Raw genomic sequence first — 18,368 nt, 5'->3', positions numbered from 1 at the left:
GGGGATCAGGAGGCGGTGCGCTCAGGCCGGTAGACGCAGAGGGCCCAGATGATGAAGACGTCCAGCGCGATCACGGTGATCGACCAGAACGGGTAGTACGGCATCGCCAGGAAGCTGTCGGCGGCGCTCACCGCGGTGAGGAAGACGCCGGTGTACCGGGCCCAGGCGGCGCCCTTGAGGACGAACGCGCCGACCACCGCGACCAGCGCGCCGACGACGATGTGGATCCAGCCCCAGCCCGTGAGGTCGAACCGGAAGACGTACCGGGCGGAGCTCAGGAAGACCTCGTCCTCGTGGACCGCCATGATGCCCCGCAGCACCTCCATGATGCCGTTCAGGAGCATCAGGACACCGGCGAAGACGACGAGGCCGGGCGCCCAGTCGCTGAACCGGGTGGCCGAGGCCGGTGGCGGCGGCGCGCCGGTGCCGGAGCGCCAGGGCGGCGGCTGATCGGGAGGGGTCGACGTGCTGCTCATGGGTTCCTCCAGGGCCGGACGCCGGGGCCGGACAGGCGTTCGGAGAGGCGTCCGGATCTCGACCGTCCACCTCCGGCCGGTGCCGGGCAACCGGACACGCCTGTTCGGGTGACCCGTGCCGCACCGGCCCCCACCGGCCCGCACCGCCCGGCACCGCCGTACCCGGCCGGCGGTGGAACGCCCGCGAACCACCGCACCGGCGGCAGGCCTGACCGGCGCGGACACCGGCGGCGACCGGGCTCCCTTTACCTGCTCGTTAGGATGACCGGCATGGCAGAGGACACCAACACCCCGACGGCCGGGGACCCGCGGGCCCGGCGGCGCGGCCAGGGCGAGCTGGAGGCGCAGGTGCTGGCCGTGCTCCAGCAGGCGCCGGGCCCGGCCACGGCCGGATGGGTGCAGGAACGCCTCGACGGCGACCTCGCGTACACCACCGTGATGACCATCCTCTCCCGGCTGCACGCCAAGAGCGCCGTCTCCCGGACCCGATCCGGCCGCTCCTACCTCTGGCAGGCCGCCTCCGACGCGGCCGGCCTCGCAGCCCTCCGGATGCGCCGGGTCCTCGACGGCGAGGCCGACCGGGACGCCGTGCTCGCCAGCTTCGTGACCGCACTGCTCCCGCACGACGAGGAACTGCTGCGCACACTGCTCGACAGCGCCTCCGCGCCCGATCTGCCGACGACGGGCCCGGCGGCGCCCGGCCCGTCGGCGACCGACCGCGAGAGCTGAGCCCGGGAACCGACCGTGGGCGTCTTCGTCTTCCTCCCGCTCGTCCTGCCGCTGACGGCGCTGCCGATCGCGCGCCTCACCGAGCAGCACCTCCACCCGCGCGGCGCGGCCCGCCTGCTGACCGGGATCAGCATCGTGATGGCGCTGTGCAGCGCGCTCTGCCTCGGACTGATCGGGGTCGTCGGCACCGCGCAGATCCCCGGCAACCCGCTGCCCGACAGCTGGTCCGACCCGGAGGTCCGGGCGGCCCTGCCGTACCACGAGACGGTCGGCACGGCGGCGCTCCTCGTCCTCGCGGTGGTGTTCGTGGCCCTGGTCCGGACGGTCGCCCGCCACCTGCGGATCCGCGCCCGTGCCCGGCGCGCGCTCGGCCGCGCGCTGCCCGGCGCCTCCGACGTCGCGCTGCTCCCCGACTCCGCCCCGTACGCCTACGCGCTGCCCGGCTCCCTCCGTTCGCCCGGACGCGTGGTGGTCTCCACGGGCATGCTCGCCGGTCTCGCCGACGACGAGCGCGCCGCCCTGCTCGCCCACGAACGCGCCCACCTCGCCCACCGGCACCACCGCCACCTGCTGGCCACCCAGCTGGCCGGCTGCGTCAACCCCTTCCTGCGCCCGCTCCAGCGCGCCGTGGCCTACAGCGCCGAACGCTGGGCCGACGAGGAGTCCGCCCAGGCCGTCGGCGACCGGCGGATCACCGCCCGCGCCGTGGCCCGCGCAGCCCTCGCCTCCCACCGGGCACCCGCCTACGCGGCCTTCCCCGCCTTCGCCGCGCCCGGTCCCGGCCCGGTGCCCCGCCGCGTCGCCGCCCTGCTCGGCCCCGTCCCGAGCTCCCGCAACTGGCCGCCCGCCCGCACCCCCGCCGGGCTCGCCGCCCTCGTGGCGGCCCTCGGCACCGCCGCCTCGGCGGTGTCCGCGCTCAACGCGGCGGTGGCCCTGCTCCTCGTCCTGAAGGCCGTCACCCCGCTGTAGCGGCTCCGCCCGGTGCGGAGGGTGACGGGTCGACGGACCGACGGGTCACGGATGGCTCCCACCGGTAGCGGTTCGTGTGCGCACGTGCCGGAATGGTGACAGCCGGTGTTCACCACCGGGCCGAAATCCAACGCCTCGAAAGGGCTCCTCCATGCGCACCATGCACCGCATCCTCGCCGCCACCGCCGTCGTCCTCCCGCTCGCCGTCTGCGGCGCCACCGTCGCCTCCGCGGACGCCGCGGGCGACGCCGTGCCCGTCGCCCACTTCGACAAGGGCTCCTTCGCGGTCGGCCCGGACGGCAGTGCCCTGCACCTGACCAGCGTCCACTTCGGCCCCGACGGCGCCAGCTACTTCGACGGCATCCTGGTCATCGGCCAGCACGGCGTCGCGGGCACCTTCACCGACACCGGCATCGGCCTCGGCGACTGACGGCCCCCGCCCCTGCTCCGCGCCGCCCGGCCAGCCCGGGCGGCGCGGAGTGCTTTCCGTGGCGGCGTAGACACGGGTCACAGCGGGCATGGCTGGTCATAGGGGTCGACCGTCGACCGTGAGAGGGTGCCAACCATGAAGGTGATCGGCTTCGTCCTGAACGTCCTCTGGTTGATCTTCTGCGGCATCTGGATGGCGATCGGCTACGTGATCGCGGGAATCATCTGCTGCGTGCTGATCATCACCATCCCGTTCGGCATCGCCGCGTTCCGGCTGGCGGGGTTCGTCCTCTGGCCGTTCGGGCGCAAGGCGGTGGAGCGGCCGGACGCGGGGGCACCGTCCTTCGTGGGCAACGTGATCTGGCTGGTGTTCGCCGGGTGGTGGCTGGCGCTGGCGCACCTGATCACCAGCATCCCGCTGTTCATCTCGATCATCGGCATTCCGTTCGGGTGGGCGAACCTCAAGCTGATCCCCGTCTCGCTGATGCCGCTCGGCCGCGAGATCGTCCCGAGCGACGAGCCGTGGGGCGCGCGGTAGCCGGAGCACCGACGCACGTCACCGGGCCGGCGAGGGCGACACCCCCGCCGGCCCGGTCGTCCGAGGTCAGGCGGCGGCGAGGCCGGCGAGGGCGGTGCGGGCCGCGCTGAGGGAGGTCGCGGCGAGGGGGCGGTAGGGGGTGAGGGCGGGGACGTCGTCGGCGCGGGTGAGTTCGGCGTGGACGAAGCTCAGGTGTTCGGCGGGGACGCCGAGGTTGTCGAAGTACGCCCGCAGGTAAGGGGTCTGGAAGTCGAAGGCCTCGCGCGGGGTGCCCGGGCCGTAGGCGCCGCCGCGGGCGGTGACGACGACGACCCGGGTGGCGGCGAGCAGGCTGCGGCCCGTGACGGGGTCGCTGAAGGCGCCGGGGAAGGTGACCCGGTCGATCCAGGCCTTGAGCGCGGCGGGAACCGTGAAGTTGTACATCGGGACGCCGAGCAGGAGGGTGCCGGCCGCCCGGAGCTCGGTGATCAGGGGAAGGGTGAGGGACCACTCGTCCCGTTCGCCGGGGGAGGCGGCGACGGCCCGCACGTCGGCGAGCGGGACCGTGCCACGGCGTTCGACGCGGACGCCGAGGGCGGCGTAGGCGGCTCCGATCGGCGGGACCGGATCGGCGGCGAGGTCGCGGTGACGGTAGCCGGCGGTGCCGTGGCGGGCCTGCCAGGCGCGGGCGAAGCGGGCGGTCAGCCGGCGGCTGACGGACTCGCCGGGCGGACTCGCGCTGCAGTCCAGGTGGAGCAGGGTGGCGGGGACGGCGGGGACGGCGGGGGTGGCGGGGACGGCGGGGGTGGCGGTCATCGGGAGGCTCCTTGTCACCTCGGTGGAGCGGGGATCGTCAACCCTGTGACGGGGCCGCGCGAGGAAAGGTGACCGATGGACGGGCGCGAGGAACTGGCGGTGCGGTTCGAGGCCGAGCGGGGGCGGTTGCGGTCGGTCGCGCAGCGGATGCTCGGCTCGACGGGGGAGGCCGAGGAGGCCGTGCAGGAGGCCTGGCTGCGGTTGGAGCGGGCGGACGCGGCGGCGGTGGAGAACCTCCCGGGGTGGCTGACCACGGTCGTCTCGCGGATCTGCCTGGACGTGCTGCGGGCGCGGGCGGGGGCCGGGAGACGGGAGGCGCACGTCGAGGAACCGGTGGTGGAAGGACCGGAGGCGGAGGCGGAGCTGGTCGAGGAGGTGGGCCGGGCGATGCTGGTGGTGCTGGACCGGCTGGGGCCGGCCGAGCGCGTCGCGTTCGTGCTGCACGACGGGTTCGCGGTGCCGTTCGAACAGATCGGGCCGGTCGTCGGGCGGACGCCGGTGGCGGCGAAGAAACTGGCCAGCCGTGCCCGGCAGCGGGTCCGGGGGACGGCGGGTGCGGAGCCGGCGCCGCCGGCCGGGCACCGCGCGGTGGTGGAGGCGTTCCTCGCCGCCGCGCGCGGCGGCGACCTGGACGCGCTGCTCGCGGTCCTGGCGCCGGACGTGGTGCGCCGGGCCGACCCGGCGGCCCTGCCCGCCGGGCGTCCGGCGGTGGCGCGCGGCGCGCTCGCCGTGGCCCGGGAGACCCGGGTGATCGGGCAGCGGGCGCGGTTCGGCGTGCCGGTGCTGGTGGACGGCCGGATCGGGGTGGCGATCGCGCCGGGCGGGCGCCTGTGGCTGGTCCTGCTGATGACGGTCGCGGACGGGCGGGTGGCGGGCTTCGAGGTGGTCGCGGACCGGGCGCGGCTCGCGGGGACGGAGATCACGCTGTTGCCCTGACCGCCGCCGCTCGGCAGCCGCCGACCGCCGCCGACCGCCGCCGGCCGGTGGCCGTCAGCGGGGGACGTCGGCCAGCCGGACGATCATCTTGCCGGTGTTGGCGCCCCGGAGCATGCCGAGGAAGGCCTCGACGACCCGGTCGAAACCCTCGACGACCGTCTCGTCGGGCACGACGGCGCCGGAGCGCAGGTGCGGGACGAGGAAGTCGTACAGCTCGGTGCGGGCGTCGAGGTGGTCGCGGACCAGGAAGCCCTCCAGCCGCAGGCTCTTTCCGACCACGTCGAACAGGTTGCGCGGGGCGGGCGGCGGCGACTGGAGGCGGTTGTACTGGGCGACCGCCCCGCACCAGGCGATCCGGCCGTGGTCGCGGAGGGCGGCGATGGCGGCTTCGAGGTGGTCACCGCCGACGTTGTCGAGGTACACGTGCAGGCCGTCGGGGGCGGCCTCGCGGAGGCGGTCGGCGATCGGGGCGTCGTGGTAGTCGAAGGCGGCGTCGAATCCGAGGTCCTCGGTGAGGTGCCGCACCTTGGCGGCCGAGCCGGCGCTGCCGACGATCCGGCCGGCGCCGAGGAGGCGGGCGATCCGGCCGGCCGCCGTACCGACCCCGCCGGCCGCCGCCGAGACGAAGACCGTCTCGCCCGGCTGGAGCCGGGCGACCCGGGTCAGGCCGACCCAGGCGGAGAGGCCGGTGCCGCCGAGGATGCCCAGGTGGGCGCTGAGCGGGACGCCCGCGAAGTCCGGGAGGACCGTCGTCTCGGCGGCGGTGACCACCGAGAGGGTGCGCCAGGCCCGGCGGTGGTGCACGAGGGCGCCGACGGGGAGGACCGGCGTCCGGGACTCGACCACCCGGCCGAGGGCGCGGCCCTCCAGCGGGGCGTGCAGCTCCCAGCTCCCGGTCGCGTCCATCTCCTCGCGCATGTACGGGTCGACGGACTGGTAGACGTTCTCGACCAGGGCCTCGCCGTCGGCGAGGGGCCGGACGGTCTCGTCGAGGAAGGCGAAGTTCTCGGCGCCGGGGGCGCCGGTGGGGCGGGAGACGAGGTGGACGACGTGGGCGACGGGGCGGGGCATGGTGGGCTCCGGGATCGTTGGGGCGGTGATGATCACCGTAGGGAGGCGGGGCGGAGCCGGGCAGGGGGCAGCGGTGATGGGTGGGTCGGTTCCATGAGCGGAATCGATGGAAGGCGGGTGGGGAGGTAGGTTCGGCGGTGCCGACGGGTGGCCCGGACGAGCGCCAGGGCTGACTGCCAGGGCCGAGGGTCAGGGCCGAGGGTCGGGGCCGAGCGTCAGGACCGAGGGTCGGGGTCGACCGACCGGGCTGAGTGGCAGGAGTGAGTGGCATGGGTGAGCCGGGTCCGGACCTCGCCCCGCACGAGTTGCGGGTCCTGGTCGCGGTGGAGGAGGCGCAGGGGTTCACGGCGGCTGCCGCGCGCCTGGGTACGAGCCAGTCCGCCGTCTCGCACGCCGTGCGCACCTGCGAGCGGAAGCTCGGTGCGGTGCTCTTCGACCGCGGGCGCCACGGCGCACGCCCGACCGAGGCGGGCGTGCGGGCCGTCGCGTACGCCCGGAGGGTTCTGAGGCTGCTCGCGGCGATGGGTCCCGAGGTGCGGGCCGCGGGGGCGGGGGACCACGCCGGGGCGGTCACCGGGCCGCTGCGGATCGCCGCCTTCCGCAGCGTCGCCGCGCACCTGCTGCCGCCCGTTCTGGCCCGGCTCACCGCCCGCCACCCGGGGCTCACACCGCAGGTCCGGATCGTCCGTGAGGTTGGGCGCGGCACGGCCGGCGAGGTCGCGGACGGCCGTGCCGACCTCGGGCTCGCCACCCTGGACGCGAGCGTGCCGCCACCGGTGCCCGGACTGCTCTCCGTCCGGCTCTTCGAGGAGGAGTACGCGCTGGTGCACCCGGTGGGCCACCCGGCACCGCACGGGCTGCCGCTGGTCGACTGGGACGAGAACTGCGGCTCGTACACCCGGGACTGGTGGGACCGGCAGGACTGGATCCCGCCCGCGACCATCGACGTCGAGGACGACACGGTGGCCGTCTCGCTCGTGTCGCAGGGGTTGGGGATGGCGATCATGCCCCGGACCGCCCTGCTCGGCGCCCCGGCCGGGCTGGCGCTCACCGACCTCGGGCCGCGTCCGCCGAGCCGCCACGTCGGATACGTGACGACGCCGGAGCTGGCGGGCACGGCGGCGGTGCGGGCGCTGATCCGGGAGCTGCGCGGCCTCACCCTGCCGGCGGGCCTGGTCGCGGTGTGAGGACGGCGGCCCGGCCCTGGCCGCCGACGATCGGGGGCGGGGGCGGGGCCGTCCCCCGACCGGCCGGACCGGCGGCTCAGCGGGCAGTGGCTCAGCGGCTCAGCGGGCGGCGGCGGTGACCGGGCGGGAACGCAGGGCCCAGGCGGTGGCCGGGGCGGCGCAGAGTGCCGCGAGCAGGACGGCGCCGGCGGTGACGAGGCCGACCGGCCGCCAGGGCAGGACCCACGGCGCCGGCGTGCCGAGCAGGGCCGCCGCGCCGTGCATGGTGCCGAGCTGGACGGCGGTCACCGCGCAGCCGAGGACCGCGCCGACCGCCACCACCAGCACCGACTCGGCGGTCACCAGCCGCACCACCTGGGCCCGGCCAGCACCTGCCAGGCGGAGCAGGGCGAGTTCGCGACGGCGGTCGGCGGTGGCCGTCAGGATCGTGTTGGCGAGGGCGATGCCCGTGTAGACGAGGGCCAGACCGAGCACCAGCACCGTTCGCAGCCAGGCCGTCCGCGCATTGGCGGGCGCGGTGGCGGCGAGCCAGTCCTCGCGGCTGAACACCGTCGCGCCGGACGCCCGCGCGGCGGTCCGTACCTGTTCGTCGGCACGTACCCGCTCGGCGTCGGCGAGGTGGTCCAGGCGCACCTCGATCCGGTCGGTGCGGGCGCCGGGCGCGTTGGCGGCGGTGACGTACAGCCCGTTGTCGCCGAGGCCGTCACGCAGCACGGCGGCCACCCGCAGGGTCGCCCGGCTGCCGTCGGCCCGGATCACCGGGACCGGCTCACCGGTCGTCGTGTGCCCCCATTCCGCCGGCAGGACGAGGGAGCCGTCGTCGAGGTCGGCCGGAGAACCGGCCAGCAGGGGCAGCCGGGCGAGGGCGGCGAGCCCGGCCGGGTCGGCCACCCGCGCCTCGGAGCGGACCACCACGCCGTCCGGCTCCACCAGCGAGAGGCGGGTCGGACCGGTGGGGGACAGGGCCACGCCGGGGACGGCACGCAGGGCGTCCGCCGTCGCGTCGGGTGCGCCGCCGTCGGCGGGGACGACGATCAGGTCGGCGGCGGTACGGGCGCGGGCCTCGGCGGAGCGGGCGGCGCTCACCGTGTCCAGCGCACCCGCCAGCGAACCGGTCAGCGCCACCGACACCAGCACCGGCGCGGCCACCGCGCCGGTCCGGCGGAGCGCGGCGGCGGCGTTGGCGCGGACCAGCCGCCCGGCGTACCCGGTGAACCGGGCCGGGGCGAGCCGGCCGAGGGCGCGGACCAGGGGAGGGGCGAACAGCGGGGAGAGCAGGCCGCACGCGGAGATCAGCCACATCGGCTGCGTGGTGTAGGTCTTGCGGTGCAGCAGGTCGACGGGGTCGGTGGCGAGCGCGGCGGCGGTGAGGACGGCCGCGGTCAGCAGCAGGCCGAGCCCGGTGACGAGGCGCCCGACGGTCAGCACACCGGCGTCGAGGTCGGCCGTGCGCAGGGCGTCCAGCGGGCCGACCCGGCCGGCCCGGCGGGCGGCCACCGCGACACCGCACAGGGCGACCAGCAGGCCGGTCCAGAACGCGGTGAGCAGGGGCCAGCCGGTCGGGCCGAGGGCGAAACCGGGCGGGGCCATCCCCACGCCGACCAGTCGGCGGAGCAGCACCGGCGCCCCGAGCCGGCCGAGCGCGCAGCCGGCGGCGGAGGCGACCGCGCCGAGCAGCAGCGCCTCGGCCAGCACGGTACGGCGGACCTGGGCGGGGGTGGCACCGGCCAGCCGGAGCAGACCCAGCTCCCGGCGCCGCTGGGCGACGGCGTAGGAGAACGTGGACGCGACGACGAACGCCGAGACGAACGCGCTCACCCCGCCGGCGGTGCCGAGGGCGGCGACCAGCGAGACCAGCTCCTCGCCGCCCGGGCCGCCGGGGGTGCCGAGCGCGGCGGCGAGGCCGAGCAGCATGACGGCGGTCATCGCGACGCCGAGGGCGAGGGCGAGGAAGGCTCCGAGGAGGGAGATCCAGCGTGCCTTCAGGGACTTGAGCGCGATCCGCAGCATTCTCATGGGGTCCAGCGAACCGCCGCGGGGTGGTGCGGGGCAGCAGGCCGGGGGCCACTCCGGGAGGTAGGGCGGGCCCTACCCGTAGGGGGCGCGGGGGGTGGCCGCACCGGACGTCGGGCCCGCCGACTTCCTGTGTGCGGGGGCGGGGCCGGAGCGAGCGGGGCCGGAGCGGGCGAACGGTAGGCCTGGCCCTACCGACGGCCCGCCGACCGGGTGCCTAGGGTGGGCCGCTGGTGCAGCCGGACCGGACCGGCGCGGGGCAGGGGGAGTCGGCGCGGTGGACGGGGTGGCGGACGGGCCGGTGGACGGGCGGCCGGCGGGCGTGTGGGGGCAGGTGGCGCGGCCCGGGTTCCTCCGGTCGTCGGCGCCTTGGCGGGCGGCGGCGTACCTGCTGACGACCGGGCTGACGGGGCTGCTGCTCTGCGGCGGGCTCCTGGTGGCCGGGGTGGCCGCCGGAGTGCTGGCGGTGCTGCTGGTCGGGTTGCCGCTGCTCGCCGCGCTGGCGCTGGTCGGGCTGCCGGTCGCGGCCTGGGAACGGCGGCTGGTCCGGCTGGTGGCGGACGCGCCGGTGCCGGATCCGCACCTCGTCCCCGACCGCCCGGGCCTGGCGGCCTGGCTGCGGCTGCGCTACCGCGAGCGGGCGACCTGGCGGGAACTGGGCTTCGCCCTGCTCGCCGCGTGCGTGCTCTGGCCGATCGACCTGACCGTGGCCGGCTTCGCCCTCGCCGTCCCCGGGTACCTGCTGGCCGCACTGCCGATGCTCCTGCTGGACGGCGAGCAGGTGAACGTCCTCAAGCTGTGGCAGGTCCACTCCCCGGTGGTGGCGGGCCTGTTCGGGCTGACCGGGCTGCTGCTGGCGCCCCTGCTCGGCTATCCGCTGGCGGCGGTGGCCGCAGCCCGCGCGGCGCTGGTGCGACTGGTGCTCGCACCGGGCGGGCAGGACCGTCGGATCGGTGAGCTGGTTCGCTCCCGGGCCCGGTTGGTGGACGCCTTCGAGGCGGAGCGGCGCCGGATCGAGCGCGATCTGCACGACGGCGCCCAGCAGCGGTTGGCGGCCCTGCGGATGACGCTCGGCCTGGCCCGGCTGGACGCGCCGCCGGACGGCCCGCTGGCCGCGAGGCTCGCCGAGGCGCACCGGGAGGCGGGAGAAGTGCTCTCCGAACTCAGGGAGTTGATCAACGGGATCCACCCGCAGGTGCTCACCGACCGGGGTCTGCCGGACGCCTGCGCGGACGCCGGCGACCGCTCGCCGATCCCGGTCACCACCCGCTTCGCGCTGCCCGGGCGGCTGCCGGCGCCGGTCGAGTCGGCCGGCTACTTCGCCGTCGCCGAGGCGCTCGCCAACGTCGCCAAGCACAGCGGCGCGAGCGCGGTGACCGTCGACGGACGGTACGCCGGCGGCCGGTTGACCATCGAGGTGGCGGACGACGGCCGCGGCGGCGCCGACCCGTCGGGCGGCAGCGGGCTGACCGGGCTGGCCGACCGGGTCGCGGTCGTGGACGGCACACTGACGGTGAGCAGTCCGCCCGGCGGACCGACCCTGGTGCGGGTGGAGATCCCCTGCACCCCGGCCCCGTCCGCGGCGCCGGCCGACGGAGGAGCAGGACGATGAACGAGCAGGCAACCGGCGCGCTGAGGATCGTGGTCGCCGAGGACGGCGTGCTGCTGCGCGAGGGGCTGGTCGGCCTGCTGGCCCGGTTCGGGCACGAGGTGGTGGCCGCGGTCGGCGACGCCGAGGCGCTGCGGACCGCGGTCGGCGCGCATGCGCCGGACCTCGTCGTCACCGATGTCCGGATGCCGCCGGGCCAGACCGACGAGGGACTGCGGGCGGCGGTCGCCCTGCGCGAACGCCGCCCGGGACTGCCCGTCCTCGTCCTCAGCCAGTACGTGCAGCACTCGTACGCGGCGGAGCTGCTCGACTCCGGGGACGGCTCGGGCGTCGGCTACCTGCTGAAGGACCGGATCGGCCAGATCGAGGAGTTCGTGGCCGCGGTCGCCACGGTGGCGGCGGGCGGCACGGTGGTCGACCCGGAGGTGGTCCGGCAGCTGCTGCGCCGCCGCCGGGACCCGTTGGAGCGGCTCACCCCGCGCGAGCGGGAGGTGCTGGCGCTGATGGCGGAGGGCCGGTCGAACGCGGCGATCTGCCGGGAGCTGGTGGTGTCGGACGCGGCGGTGGGCAAGCACATCGGCAACATCCTGATGAAGCTGGACCTGCCGCCCGCGGAGGAGTCGCACCGCCGGGTGCTGGCGGTGCTGCGGTTCCTCCGGGGGTGACGGGCCCACCGGGAGGGCGGCCGAAAAGGGCGCCCCGTCCGGTCGGGCCCCGTCCGGTCAGGCTCCGTCCGGTCGGGCCCCGTTCGGTCAGGCCCCGTCCGGGCGGGCCCCGTCCGGGCGGGGGCACGGGTCCGGGGCGGGCGAGACGGCCTCGCGCAGCTTCGCGAACTCCGCCGCCAGCGCGTCCAGGGTGTAGTGGGCGTTGAGGCCGCTGGGGTTGGGCAGCACCCAGACCTCGGTCCCGCCGATCGACTCCTCCTGCCGTCCGATCGTCACGGTCCGCCGCCCGAACGCCGTCCGGTACGCGCCGATGCCGAGCACCGCCAGGGCCCGCGGCTCCAGCCGCAGCACCCGGGCGGTGAGCGCGGCGCCGCCCTCGCGCAGCTCCTCGGCGGTGAGCTCGTCCGCCTTGGCGGTGGCGCGCGGGGCGACGTTGGTGATGCCCAGCCCGAGGTCGAGCAGCCGGCGCTGCTCGTCCGGGCTGAACTGGTGCGGGGTGAAGCCCGAGCGGTGCAGCGCGGGCCAGAAGCGGTTCCCCGGACGGGCGAAGTGATGGCCGGTGGCGCCCGACCAGAGACCGGGGTTGATGCCGCAGAACAGCACCCGAAGGCCGTCGGCGGAGACGTCCTCGATGGTGGTGTCGCGGGCGGCGGACAGCTGTTCCGCGGTCGGCTTCGTCGGGCGCGCGGGCTTCTCCACGTCGGGCGTCTCGGTCATTCGTCCAGTCTGCCGGTGGTGGCCGGTGCCCCGGTCGCCGGGGCGCCCGCCACCCCTGCCGACGTCCGGGCGGGTGCCGCCGACCCGGCCCCGGCGGTCGCCGGGACCGCCGCGCGGGTCGCCGCCAGGGACCGGGCCCGCCGCCGTGTCCGCAGCCACTGCACGCCGTACACCACCGCCGCCGCGTACGCCCAGCCGACGAAGACGTCCACGATGAAGTGCTCCGCGCCGTACACCAGGGTGAAGGTCATCGCGAGCGGGTACGCGACCAGCAGCATGCGCAGCCGACGGCCGGCCGTCGGCCAGAAGAAGAAGAGCAGCATCGCCGGGTACGCCGAGTGCAGCGAGGGCATCGCGGCGACGTCGTTGGCGAACCGGCTGCCGTTCTCGAAGATCGACCCGGCCCGGGGGAGCCCGCTCTCCGTCAGCACGTCCGACACCACCCGGGTCAGCGCCGGGAGGTGGCCCTCCTGGGAGGCGAGCCACGGGGGGACGGCCGGGTAGAGGATGTACGTCGCGAAGCCGGCGAAGGTCAGCGCGAGGTAGCAGGTGAGCAGGTGCCGGAACCGGTCGTGGCGACGGCGCCAGAGGACCGCGAGCACCACGAAGACCAGGAAGAAGTGCGACATGTAGACGGCGACCGCCGCGTAGTCGTACCAGTGCGGCGAGCCGGGTGTGTACAGCCCGTGCTGGAGCCGGACGGTCAGGGTCTCACCCAGGCCGATCAGTTCGTCGGCCCGCTGCTGCGGCCACAGGTACGGGCCCCACGGGGTGTGCGCGCCGTAGCCCCGCAGCAGCGAGTACGTCCAGACGACGGCCATCACCGGCACCCAGTCGCGCAGCACGAGCAGGAAGCCGCGCGGGCCGTGGCCGCTGTGCACGGCGGCGGCCAGCAGCGCGCCGATCAGCCAGAGGAACACCACGTCGTTGGAGTACGGCAGCCCGTAGGCGCGGACGTACCAGAGGAGGGCGAGCAGGTAGAGCGGCCACGCCAGCAGCCGGATCCGGGACAGGGCACCGGGGCGGGCGCCGTTCCGGGTGCCGGTCGCCGGGCGTAGCCGCCCGGCGCTCGCGGGAGGGGACGGCGGCGCCGGTCGCAGCATTCTGGTCATGCCGGTCGAAGCTAGCAAGGCATTCTTGGAGAACTCTCGGTGCGAACGGCCGTCCTTTCAGGTAGACCTCAGAAATGCCCCGTGCGGCGGAACGGCGGGCCCGCGGAGCGGGGTCCCGGTCGTTCGGGTGTTCGCACACCCGGCCCTTCCGGCGCACGGATGTTCGGCGGTGGGGTGCGAGGGCGGTCCGGGGTCGGGGCGGTCGGGAGCCCCGGGGCTTCGGAGGTTCGAAGCCCCGGAGGTTCAGGACACGATGCCCAGCTCGTGCGGGGTGTTGTTGAACCGCCGCCCGGCCTGCTCGGTGACCGTCACGATGTCCTCGATCCGCACCCCGAACCGGCCCGGCAGGTAGACGCCCGGCTCGATCGAGAAGCACATGCCGGGGACGAGCGGCTGCTCCTCGCCCTCGACCAGGTACGGCGGCTCGTGCGTGGTGATCCCGATGCCGTGGCCCGTGCGGTGGATGAAGTACTCGCCGTACCCGGCCTCGGTGATGACCCGTCGGGCGATCCGGTCGATCTCCTGGCAGCTCACCCCGGGCCGGACCGCCTCGAACGCGGTCTGCTGCGCCTCCCGGACGACGTCGTGGACCTTCCGCACCTCGGCCGGGACGTCGGTGCCGAGATGCACGGTCCGGGTGGTGTCGGAGCCGTAGCCGTCCTTGAGGCCGCCGAAGTCCAGCACGACGGTGTCACCGGGCTCGATGACCCGGTCACCGGCCTCGTGGTGCGGGTCGGCGCCGTTCGGGCCGGAGCCGACCACGGTGAAGTCGACCTGGCTGTGCCCGTACTGGATGAGCAGCGCGCTGAGGTCGGCGGCCACGTCGGTCTCCCGGCGCCCGGCGAACTCGACCTCCAGGATGCCCCGGTAGGCGGCGTCGGCGGCGCCGCCGGCCGCGGCGAGGCGCTCCAGCTCGTCCGGGCCCTTGACGGCGCGCAGCATCGGCAGGGTCTCGGTGAGCGAGGTCCAGCCGGTGCCGGGCAGGGCGGCCTGGAGGCCGAGCAGGTGCATGGCCCAGGCGTTGTCGGAGATGCCGTACCGGCCCGCCCGGTCGAGCAGCGGGGCGGCGGTGGCGTACGGGTCCTGGCCGTCCGTCCAGTCGAGCAGCCGGACGGCGGGGGCGCCGGCCGCCTTCTCGGCGTCGGGGCGTTCCAGCACGGGGACGATCAGGGCGGGCTCGTGCCCGGCGCCGAGGACGAGGGCGGTCAGGCGTTCGGTGATCGCGGTGGGCTGGTACCCGGTCAGGTAGACGAGGTCGGGGCCGGGGGCGACGACCAGGCCGGCCAGCCCGGCGGCGGTGGCGGCCGAGGCCGCCCGGTCGAGGCGGGCTCGGTAGTCCTCGGTGGTGAAGGGTCGGGGCATGCGAGGTCTCCTGGTGGGGGCGAACGCTCCGGGGCGGTCGGAGCCCGGGTGGTCGACGTCCGGGCGGTGCGGTGTCCGGGGGTGCGGTGTCCGGCCGGGGCTCGACCGCCCGGCCCGCGTCAACTCCGTTACGGCCTGGGCGAGTCGGCGTAGTGCTTGAGGAACAGCGCCTCCACGTGCGCCATGTGCTCGATCTCGCCGGGGTCGACGCTCTCGTTGGGCGCGTGGATTAGGCAGCGCGGCTCCTCGACGCCCATCAGGATGATCTCCGACTCCGGGAAGGTCCTGGCGAACACGTTGCAGAGCGGGATCGAGCCGCCCTGGCCGAGGAAGGAGAGCGGTCGTCCGTAGACCTCCTGCGCGGCCTTGTCGAGCGCCGCGTACGCGGGCCCGCCGGTGGCGGCCCGGAACGGCGAACCGGTGCTCTCCGGGGCCACCTCGACGTGCACGCCCCAGGGCGCGGCGGCCTTCAGGTGCGCGACGAGGGCCTCCTGCGCGGCCTGCGGGTCCGTACCGGGCGGGATGCGGAGGCTGACCCGGGCCCGGGCGGTCGCCGGGACGGCGGCGGCGGAGCCGACCACGGGCGGGCAGTCGATGCCGAGCACGGTGACGGCCGGGCGGGCCCAGAGCCGGTCGGCGACGCTGCCGGAACCGGTCAGCCGGACGCCGTCCAGGACTCCCGCGTCGGTGCGGAACTGCTGCTCGTCGTAGCCGACGCCGCTCCAGCCACCGGTGCTGTCCAGGCCGTCGATCCGCGTGCCGCCCTCGGCGTCGCGCAGCGTGTCGAGGACGCGGATCAGCGCGGCCAGCGCGTCCGGGGCCGGACCGCCGAACATGCCGGAGTGCACGTCGCCCTTGAGCGTGGCGACCGTGACCACCACGTTGGTGAGGCCGCGCAGCGAGGTGGTGGCGGTGGGCACGCCGACCGACGCGTTGCCGGTGTCGCAGACCAGCAGGGCGTCGGCGTGCAACTCGCCCGCGTGCGGCGGCACGTAGGCCTCCAGGCCGCCGGTGCCCTGCTCCTCGGACCCCTCGACGACCAGCTTGATGCCGACCGGGAGGTCGTCGCCGAGTGCCCGCAGGGCGGTGAGGTGCATGACGATGTTGCCCTTGCAGTCGGCGGTGCCGCGCCCGTACCAGCGGCCCTCGCGCTCGGTCAGCTCGAACGGCGGGGAGGTCCAGGCGGCGTCGTCGAGCGGGGGCTGGACGTCGTAGTGGCTGTAGAGCAGGACGGTCGGTGCGCCGGGCGGGGGCGGACGGTGGCCGACCACGGCGTGGCTCCCGTCCGGGGTCTCCTCCAGGTGGACGTCGCGCAGTCCGGCTTCACCGAAGGCGGCGGCGACCCACTCGGCGGCCTGGCGGCACTTCTCCGGCGGGTACTGGCGGGGGTCGGCGACGGAGGGGATGGCGACCAGTTCGGCCAGGTCGGCCTTGGCGCGGGGCATCAGGGCGGCGATCCGGCCGGCGAGTTCGTCGGTCATGGGTTCGGCTCCTTCCGGGGCAGGTGGGGCGGCCGGCTGTCGGGTCCGGCCGGCTGTCGGGTCCGGTCGGGTGCCGGCGGGTCAGGTGCGCGGCTCAGGTGCCGGCGGGTCGGTGGTCGGCGGCTTGGTGGCCGGCGGGTCGGTGGCCGGCGCTGTCGGGCGTCAGTTGCGCACGGTGTCGTGGAGCTTGAGGTCGTCGATCTTGTCCTTGATGGCGGAGAGCTTGTCCGGGCAGTAGACCGAGAGCACGATCGTCTCGGCGAGGATCACCTCGCGGTCGGAGAGCACCGGACGCTGGCCGGGGCCGCCCGCGCCGTTGGACATGCCGTGCTTCCACTGCGCCTGCGTCAGCGAGCCGGCCGGGTCCTGGCAGACGGCGCCGCCGTCCTCGCCGAGGGTGTGCACGATCTGGCTCTGGGAGGGCACCGGGTAGCCGGCCGCGCCGAGTGCCTCGGAGAGCTGTTGGGCCTTGCGGTTGGCCTCGTTGGTGGAACGCAGCTGGGAGTAGGTCAGGAGGCCGGTGACCAGCATGGCGACCAGGAGGACGATCGCGCCGATGTAGATCCAGCGGTGCTGGGAGGCCATCAGGCTGCGGGTCATGACGCACCTCCGGGGGTACCGCCGGTGCCGGGTCCGTCGGGTCCGTCGTCGGGTCCGCCGTGTGGCCCGGCGCCGGATCCGCCCGGCCCGCCGTCGGGTCCGGTGCCGGGTCCGTCGGGTCCGCGGGGGTCGTCGTGGGTGCTGCCGGGGCCGACGTGGTCCGCCGGTCCGCCGTCGTGGGGCCGGTTGCCGGCCGACCTCTCGGCGGCCGACCGTTCGGCGGAGGACCTCTCGGCGGCCTCCACCTCGGCGAGTTCCGCCTGCGCGTCGGGCGAGCGCCACTCGGGCTTGCGCAGCCGCAGGAACAGGTACGGGATCACCAGCCCGAGCAGGGCCAGACCGCCGCCGACGATCACCACGTACGACCAGACCGAGCCGCTGCCGAACTGCGAGGAGGGGACGAAACCGATCGCCATCGCGGCGGCCGAGGCGATCAGGCCGGTCACCGCGATCGGCACCAGCGCCGGCGCGCGGTAGCCGCGCGGGTGGTCGGGCTGGGTGCGGCGCAGCCGGATCGCGGCGGTGAACATCAGCAGGTAGACGATCAGGTACACCTGCGTGGTGATCACCGAGAAGATCCAGTAGGCACTGGAGACGTTCGGGATCAGCGCGTACGCGAGGGCGATGACGGTGGTGACCACACCCTGGGTGACCAGCAGGTTCTGCTGGACCCCCTCCCCGTTGAGCCGCTGCAGGAACGGCGGCAGGTAGCCCTCCTGCCGGGAGATCATCAGCAGGCCCTTGGACGGTCCGGCCAGCCAGGTGAGCATGCCGCCGAGCGAGGCGGAGACCAGCGCCACCGCGATCACCGGGGTGAGCCAGCCGATGTGGAAGTACTGGAAGAACGAGTCGAAGGCCTGCATCACGCCCGCGGTCAGGCTGAGCTCGCTGGACGGCACCACCCAGCTGATCGCCAGCGCAGGCAGGATGAAGATCGCCAGCACCATCCCGGAGGAGGTGAACATCGCCCGCGGGAACTCCTTGGCCGGGTCGCGGAGCGAGGAGACGTGCACCGCGTTCATCTCCATGCCGGAGTAGCTGAGGAAGTTGTTGACGATCAGCACCAGGCTGGCCAGACCGGTCCACTGCGGGAACAGGTGCGCGGCGTTCATCGGCGCGGCGGAGGGGTTGCCCTGGCCGAGGAAGACCAGACCGAGCACCACCAGCAGCACGCCGGGGATCAGCGTGCCGATCACCAGACCCATCGAGGAGAGGCCGGCCACGGCCTTGGTGCCGCGCGAGGAGACCCAGACGCCGGTCCAGTACAGCACCATGATCACGATCGCGGTGTACAGGCCGTTGCTGGCGAGCGCCGGGTTGACCACGTAGGCGATGGTCGACGCCACGTACGCGAGCAGGGACGGGTAGTAGAAGATCGTCATCGCGAACTGGCACCAGACGGCCAGGAAGCCGAGCGGCTTCGACAGGCCCTCCGACACCCAGCGGTAGACACCGCCCTCCCAGCCGGACGCCAGCTCGGCGGAGACCAGCGCGGTCGGGAGCAGGAAGACGACCGCCGGGAGGAGGTAGAGGAAGACGCACGCGAGGCCGTAGACCGCCATCGTCGGGGCGGAGCGGAGGCTGGCCACCGAGCTGGTCGTCATCAGGGCGAGCGTCAGCCAGGACATCCGGGGCGCGCTCGCGAGCCTGGTCGCGACCGCGCCGGTGCGCTGCCGGGT

At 75.2% G+C, this 18,368-nt stretch carries 17 protein-coding genes and 1 pseudogene; 8 read left to right on the top strand and 10 right to left on the bottom strand.

The genetic code is table 11. The annotated features are described in order from the left end of the window. Positions 1-5 precede the first annotated feature (5 nt). Complete coding sequence (locus ABZY91_RS04160) at positions 6-476, bottom strand: hypothetical protein (protein ID WP_329950336.1); 471 nt, start codon at positions 474-476, stop codon at positions 6-8. A gap of 270 nt (positions 477-746) precedes the next feature. Between ABZY91_RS04160 and ABZY91_RS04155 the strand changes: the two genes are divergently transcribed. The 4 genes from ABZY91_RS04155 to ABZY91_RS04140 all read left to right on the top strand — a co-directional run bounded on the left by ABZY91_RS04155 (position 747) and on the right by ABZY91_RS04140 (position 3,141). Further along, complete coding sequence (locus tag ABZY91_RS04155) at positions 747-1,205, top strand: BlaI/MecI/CopY family transcriptional regulator (protein ID WP_329950337.1); 459 nt, start codon at positions 747-749, stop codon at positions 1,203-1,205. 15 nt (positions 1,206-1,220) lie between these two features. Then, entirely contained in the window at positions 1,221-2,174 is a 954-nt protein-coding gene (locus ABZY91_RS04150; protein WP_329950338.1) for a M48 family metalloprotease, read from the top strand. A 151-nt stretch (positions 2,175-2,325) separates the two neighbouring features. After that, the gene (locus ABZY91_RS04145; protein ID WP_329885455.1) at positions 2,326-2,604 is read left to right on the top strand and encodes a hypothetical protein; all 279 of its coding nucleotides are present in this window, start codon (positions 2,326-2,328) and stop codon (positions 2,602-2,604) included. A 135-nt stretch (positions 2,605-2,739) separates the two neighbouring features. Continuing rightward, on the top strand, positions 2,740-3,141 hold the full coding sequence (locus ABZY91_RS04140) for a YccF domain-containing protein (RefSeq protein ID WP_329885741.1): 402 nt from the start codon (positions 2,740-2,742) through the stop codon (positions 3,139-3,141). Between the two features lie 66 nt (positions 3,142-3,207). Here the strand turns inward: ABZY91_RS04140 and ABZY91_RS04135 are convergent, their stop codons facing one another. Then, complete coding sequence (locus ABZY91_RS04135) at positions 3,208-3,936, bottom strand: NAD(P)H-dependent oxidoreductase (protein WP_355399575.1); 729 nt, start codon at positions 3,934-3,936, stop codon at positions 3,208-3,210. A 75-nt stretch (positions 3,937-4,011) separates the two neighbouring features. On the opposite strand from ABZY91_RS04135, the gene ABZY91_RS04130 reads away from it, so the two are divergent. After that, on the top strand, positions 4,012-4,872 hold the full coding sequence (locus ABZY91_RS04130) for a sigma-70 family RNA polymerase sigma factor (protein ID WP_355399573.1): 861 nt from the start codon (positions 4,012-4,014) through the stop codon (positions 4,870-4,872). 54 nt (positions 4,873-4,926) lie between these two features. On the opposite strand, the gene ABZY91_RS04125 is transcribed toward ABZY91_RS04130, so the two are convergent. Continuing rightward, positions 4,927-5,943: an NADP-dependent oxidoreductase gene (locus tag ABZY91_RS04125; RefSeq protein ID WP_355399571.1), complete on the bottom strand. Its 1,017-nt coding sequence runs from the start codon at positions 5,941-5,943 to the stop codon at positions 4,927-4,929. A 269-nt stretch (positions 5,944-6,212) separates the two neighbouring features. Between ABZY91_RS04125 and ABZY91_RS04120 the strand changes: the two genes are divergently transcribed. Beyond that, a complete protein-coding gene (locus ABZY91_RS04120) occupies positions 6,213-7,130 on the top strand; it encodes a LysR family transcriptional regulator (protein ID WP_355399569.1) in 918 nt (305 codons plus the stop codon). Between the two features lie 99 nt (positions 7,131-7,229). Here ABZY91_RS04120 and ABZY91_RS04115 read toward each other — a convergent pair whose 3' ends face one another. Then, positions 7,230-9,146: an ABC transporter permease gene (locus tag ABZY91_RS04115; RefSeq protein WP_355399567.1), complete on the bottom strand. Its 1,917-nt coding sequence runs from the start codon at positions 9,144-9,146 to the stop codon at positions 7,230-7,232. Positions 9,147-9,420: 274 nt separating this feature from the next. On the opposite strand from ABZY91_RS04115, the gene ABZY91_RS04110 reads away from it, so the two are divergent. Further along, positions 9,421-10,755, top strand: coding sequence for a sensor domain-containing protein (locus tag ABZY91_RS04110; protein ID WP_355399565.1), 1,335 nt, complete (start codon positions 9,421-9,423; stop codon positions 10,753-10,755). Continuing rightward, a complete protein-coding gene (locus tag ABZY91_RS04105; protein WP_329950344.1) occupies positions 10,752-11,417 on the top strand; it encodes a response regulator transcription factor in 666 nt (221 codons plus the stop codon). Before ABZY91_RS04110 ends, ABZY91_RS04105 begins: the two co-directional genes overlap by 4 nt. A gap of 87 nt (positions 11,418-11,504) precedes the next feature. Here the strand turns inward: ABZY91_RS04105 and mug are convergent, their stop codons facing one another. From mug to ABZY91_RS04075, 6 genes and pseudogenes are all read right to left on the bottom strand, one after another. Next, positions 11,505-12,134, bottom strand: a complete 630-nt coding sequence (gene mug / locus ABZY91_RS04100) for a G/U mismatch-specific DNA glycosylase (protein WP_355399563.1) — start codon at positions 12,132-12,134, stop codon at positions 11,505-11,507. Next, positions 12,131-13,246 carry a phosphatase PAP2 family protein gene (locus tag ABZY91_RS04095; protein ID WP_355399561.1) on the bottom strand — a complete coding sequence of 372 codons (1,116 nt, stop codon included), beginning with the start codon at positions 13,244-13,246 and terminating at the stop codon, positions 12,131-12,133. The genes mug and ABZY91_RS04095 overlap by 4 nt, the downstream gene beginning before the upstream one ends. Before the next feature lie 243 nt (positions 13,247-13,489). Then, positions 13,490-14,608, bottom strand: a complete 1,119-nt coding sequence (locus ABZY91_RS04090) for an aminopeptidase P family protein (RefSeq protein ID WP_355399559.1) — start codon at positions 14,606-14,608, stop codon at positions 13,490-13,492. A gap of 128 nt (positions 14,609-14,736) precedes the next feature. Further along, positions 14,737-16,089, bottom strand: coding sequence for a dipeptidase (locus tag ABZY91_RS04085; protein ID WP_355399557.1), 1,353 nt, complete (start codon positions 16,087-16,089; stop codon positions 14,737-14,739). Between the two features lie 162 nt (positions 16,090-16,251). Next, complete coding sequence (locus ABZY91_RS04080) at positions 16,252-16,689, bottom strand: hypothetical protein (RefSeq protein ID WP_329885445.1); 438 nt, start codon at positions 16,687-16,689, stop codon at positions 16,252-16,254. A gap of 266 nt (positions 16,690-16,955) precedes the next feature. Continuing rightward, positions 16,956-18,317 (bottom strand): annotated as a pseudogene (locus tag ABZY91_RS04075) (APC family permease); the annotation flags it as partial. Positions 18,318-18,368: the final 51 nt, after the last annotated feature.

This window comes from Kitasatospora sp. NPDC002965, from assembly GCF_040611255.1.
Classification (GTDB): Bacteria; Actinomycetota; Actinomycetes; order Streptomycetales; family Streptomycetaceae; genus Kitasatospora.
Note: the sequence above shows the minus strand (reverse complement) of the source record. Positions and strands in the feature narration are given on the sequence as shown.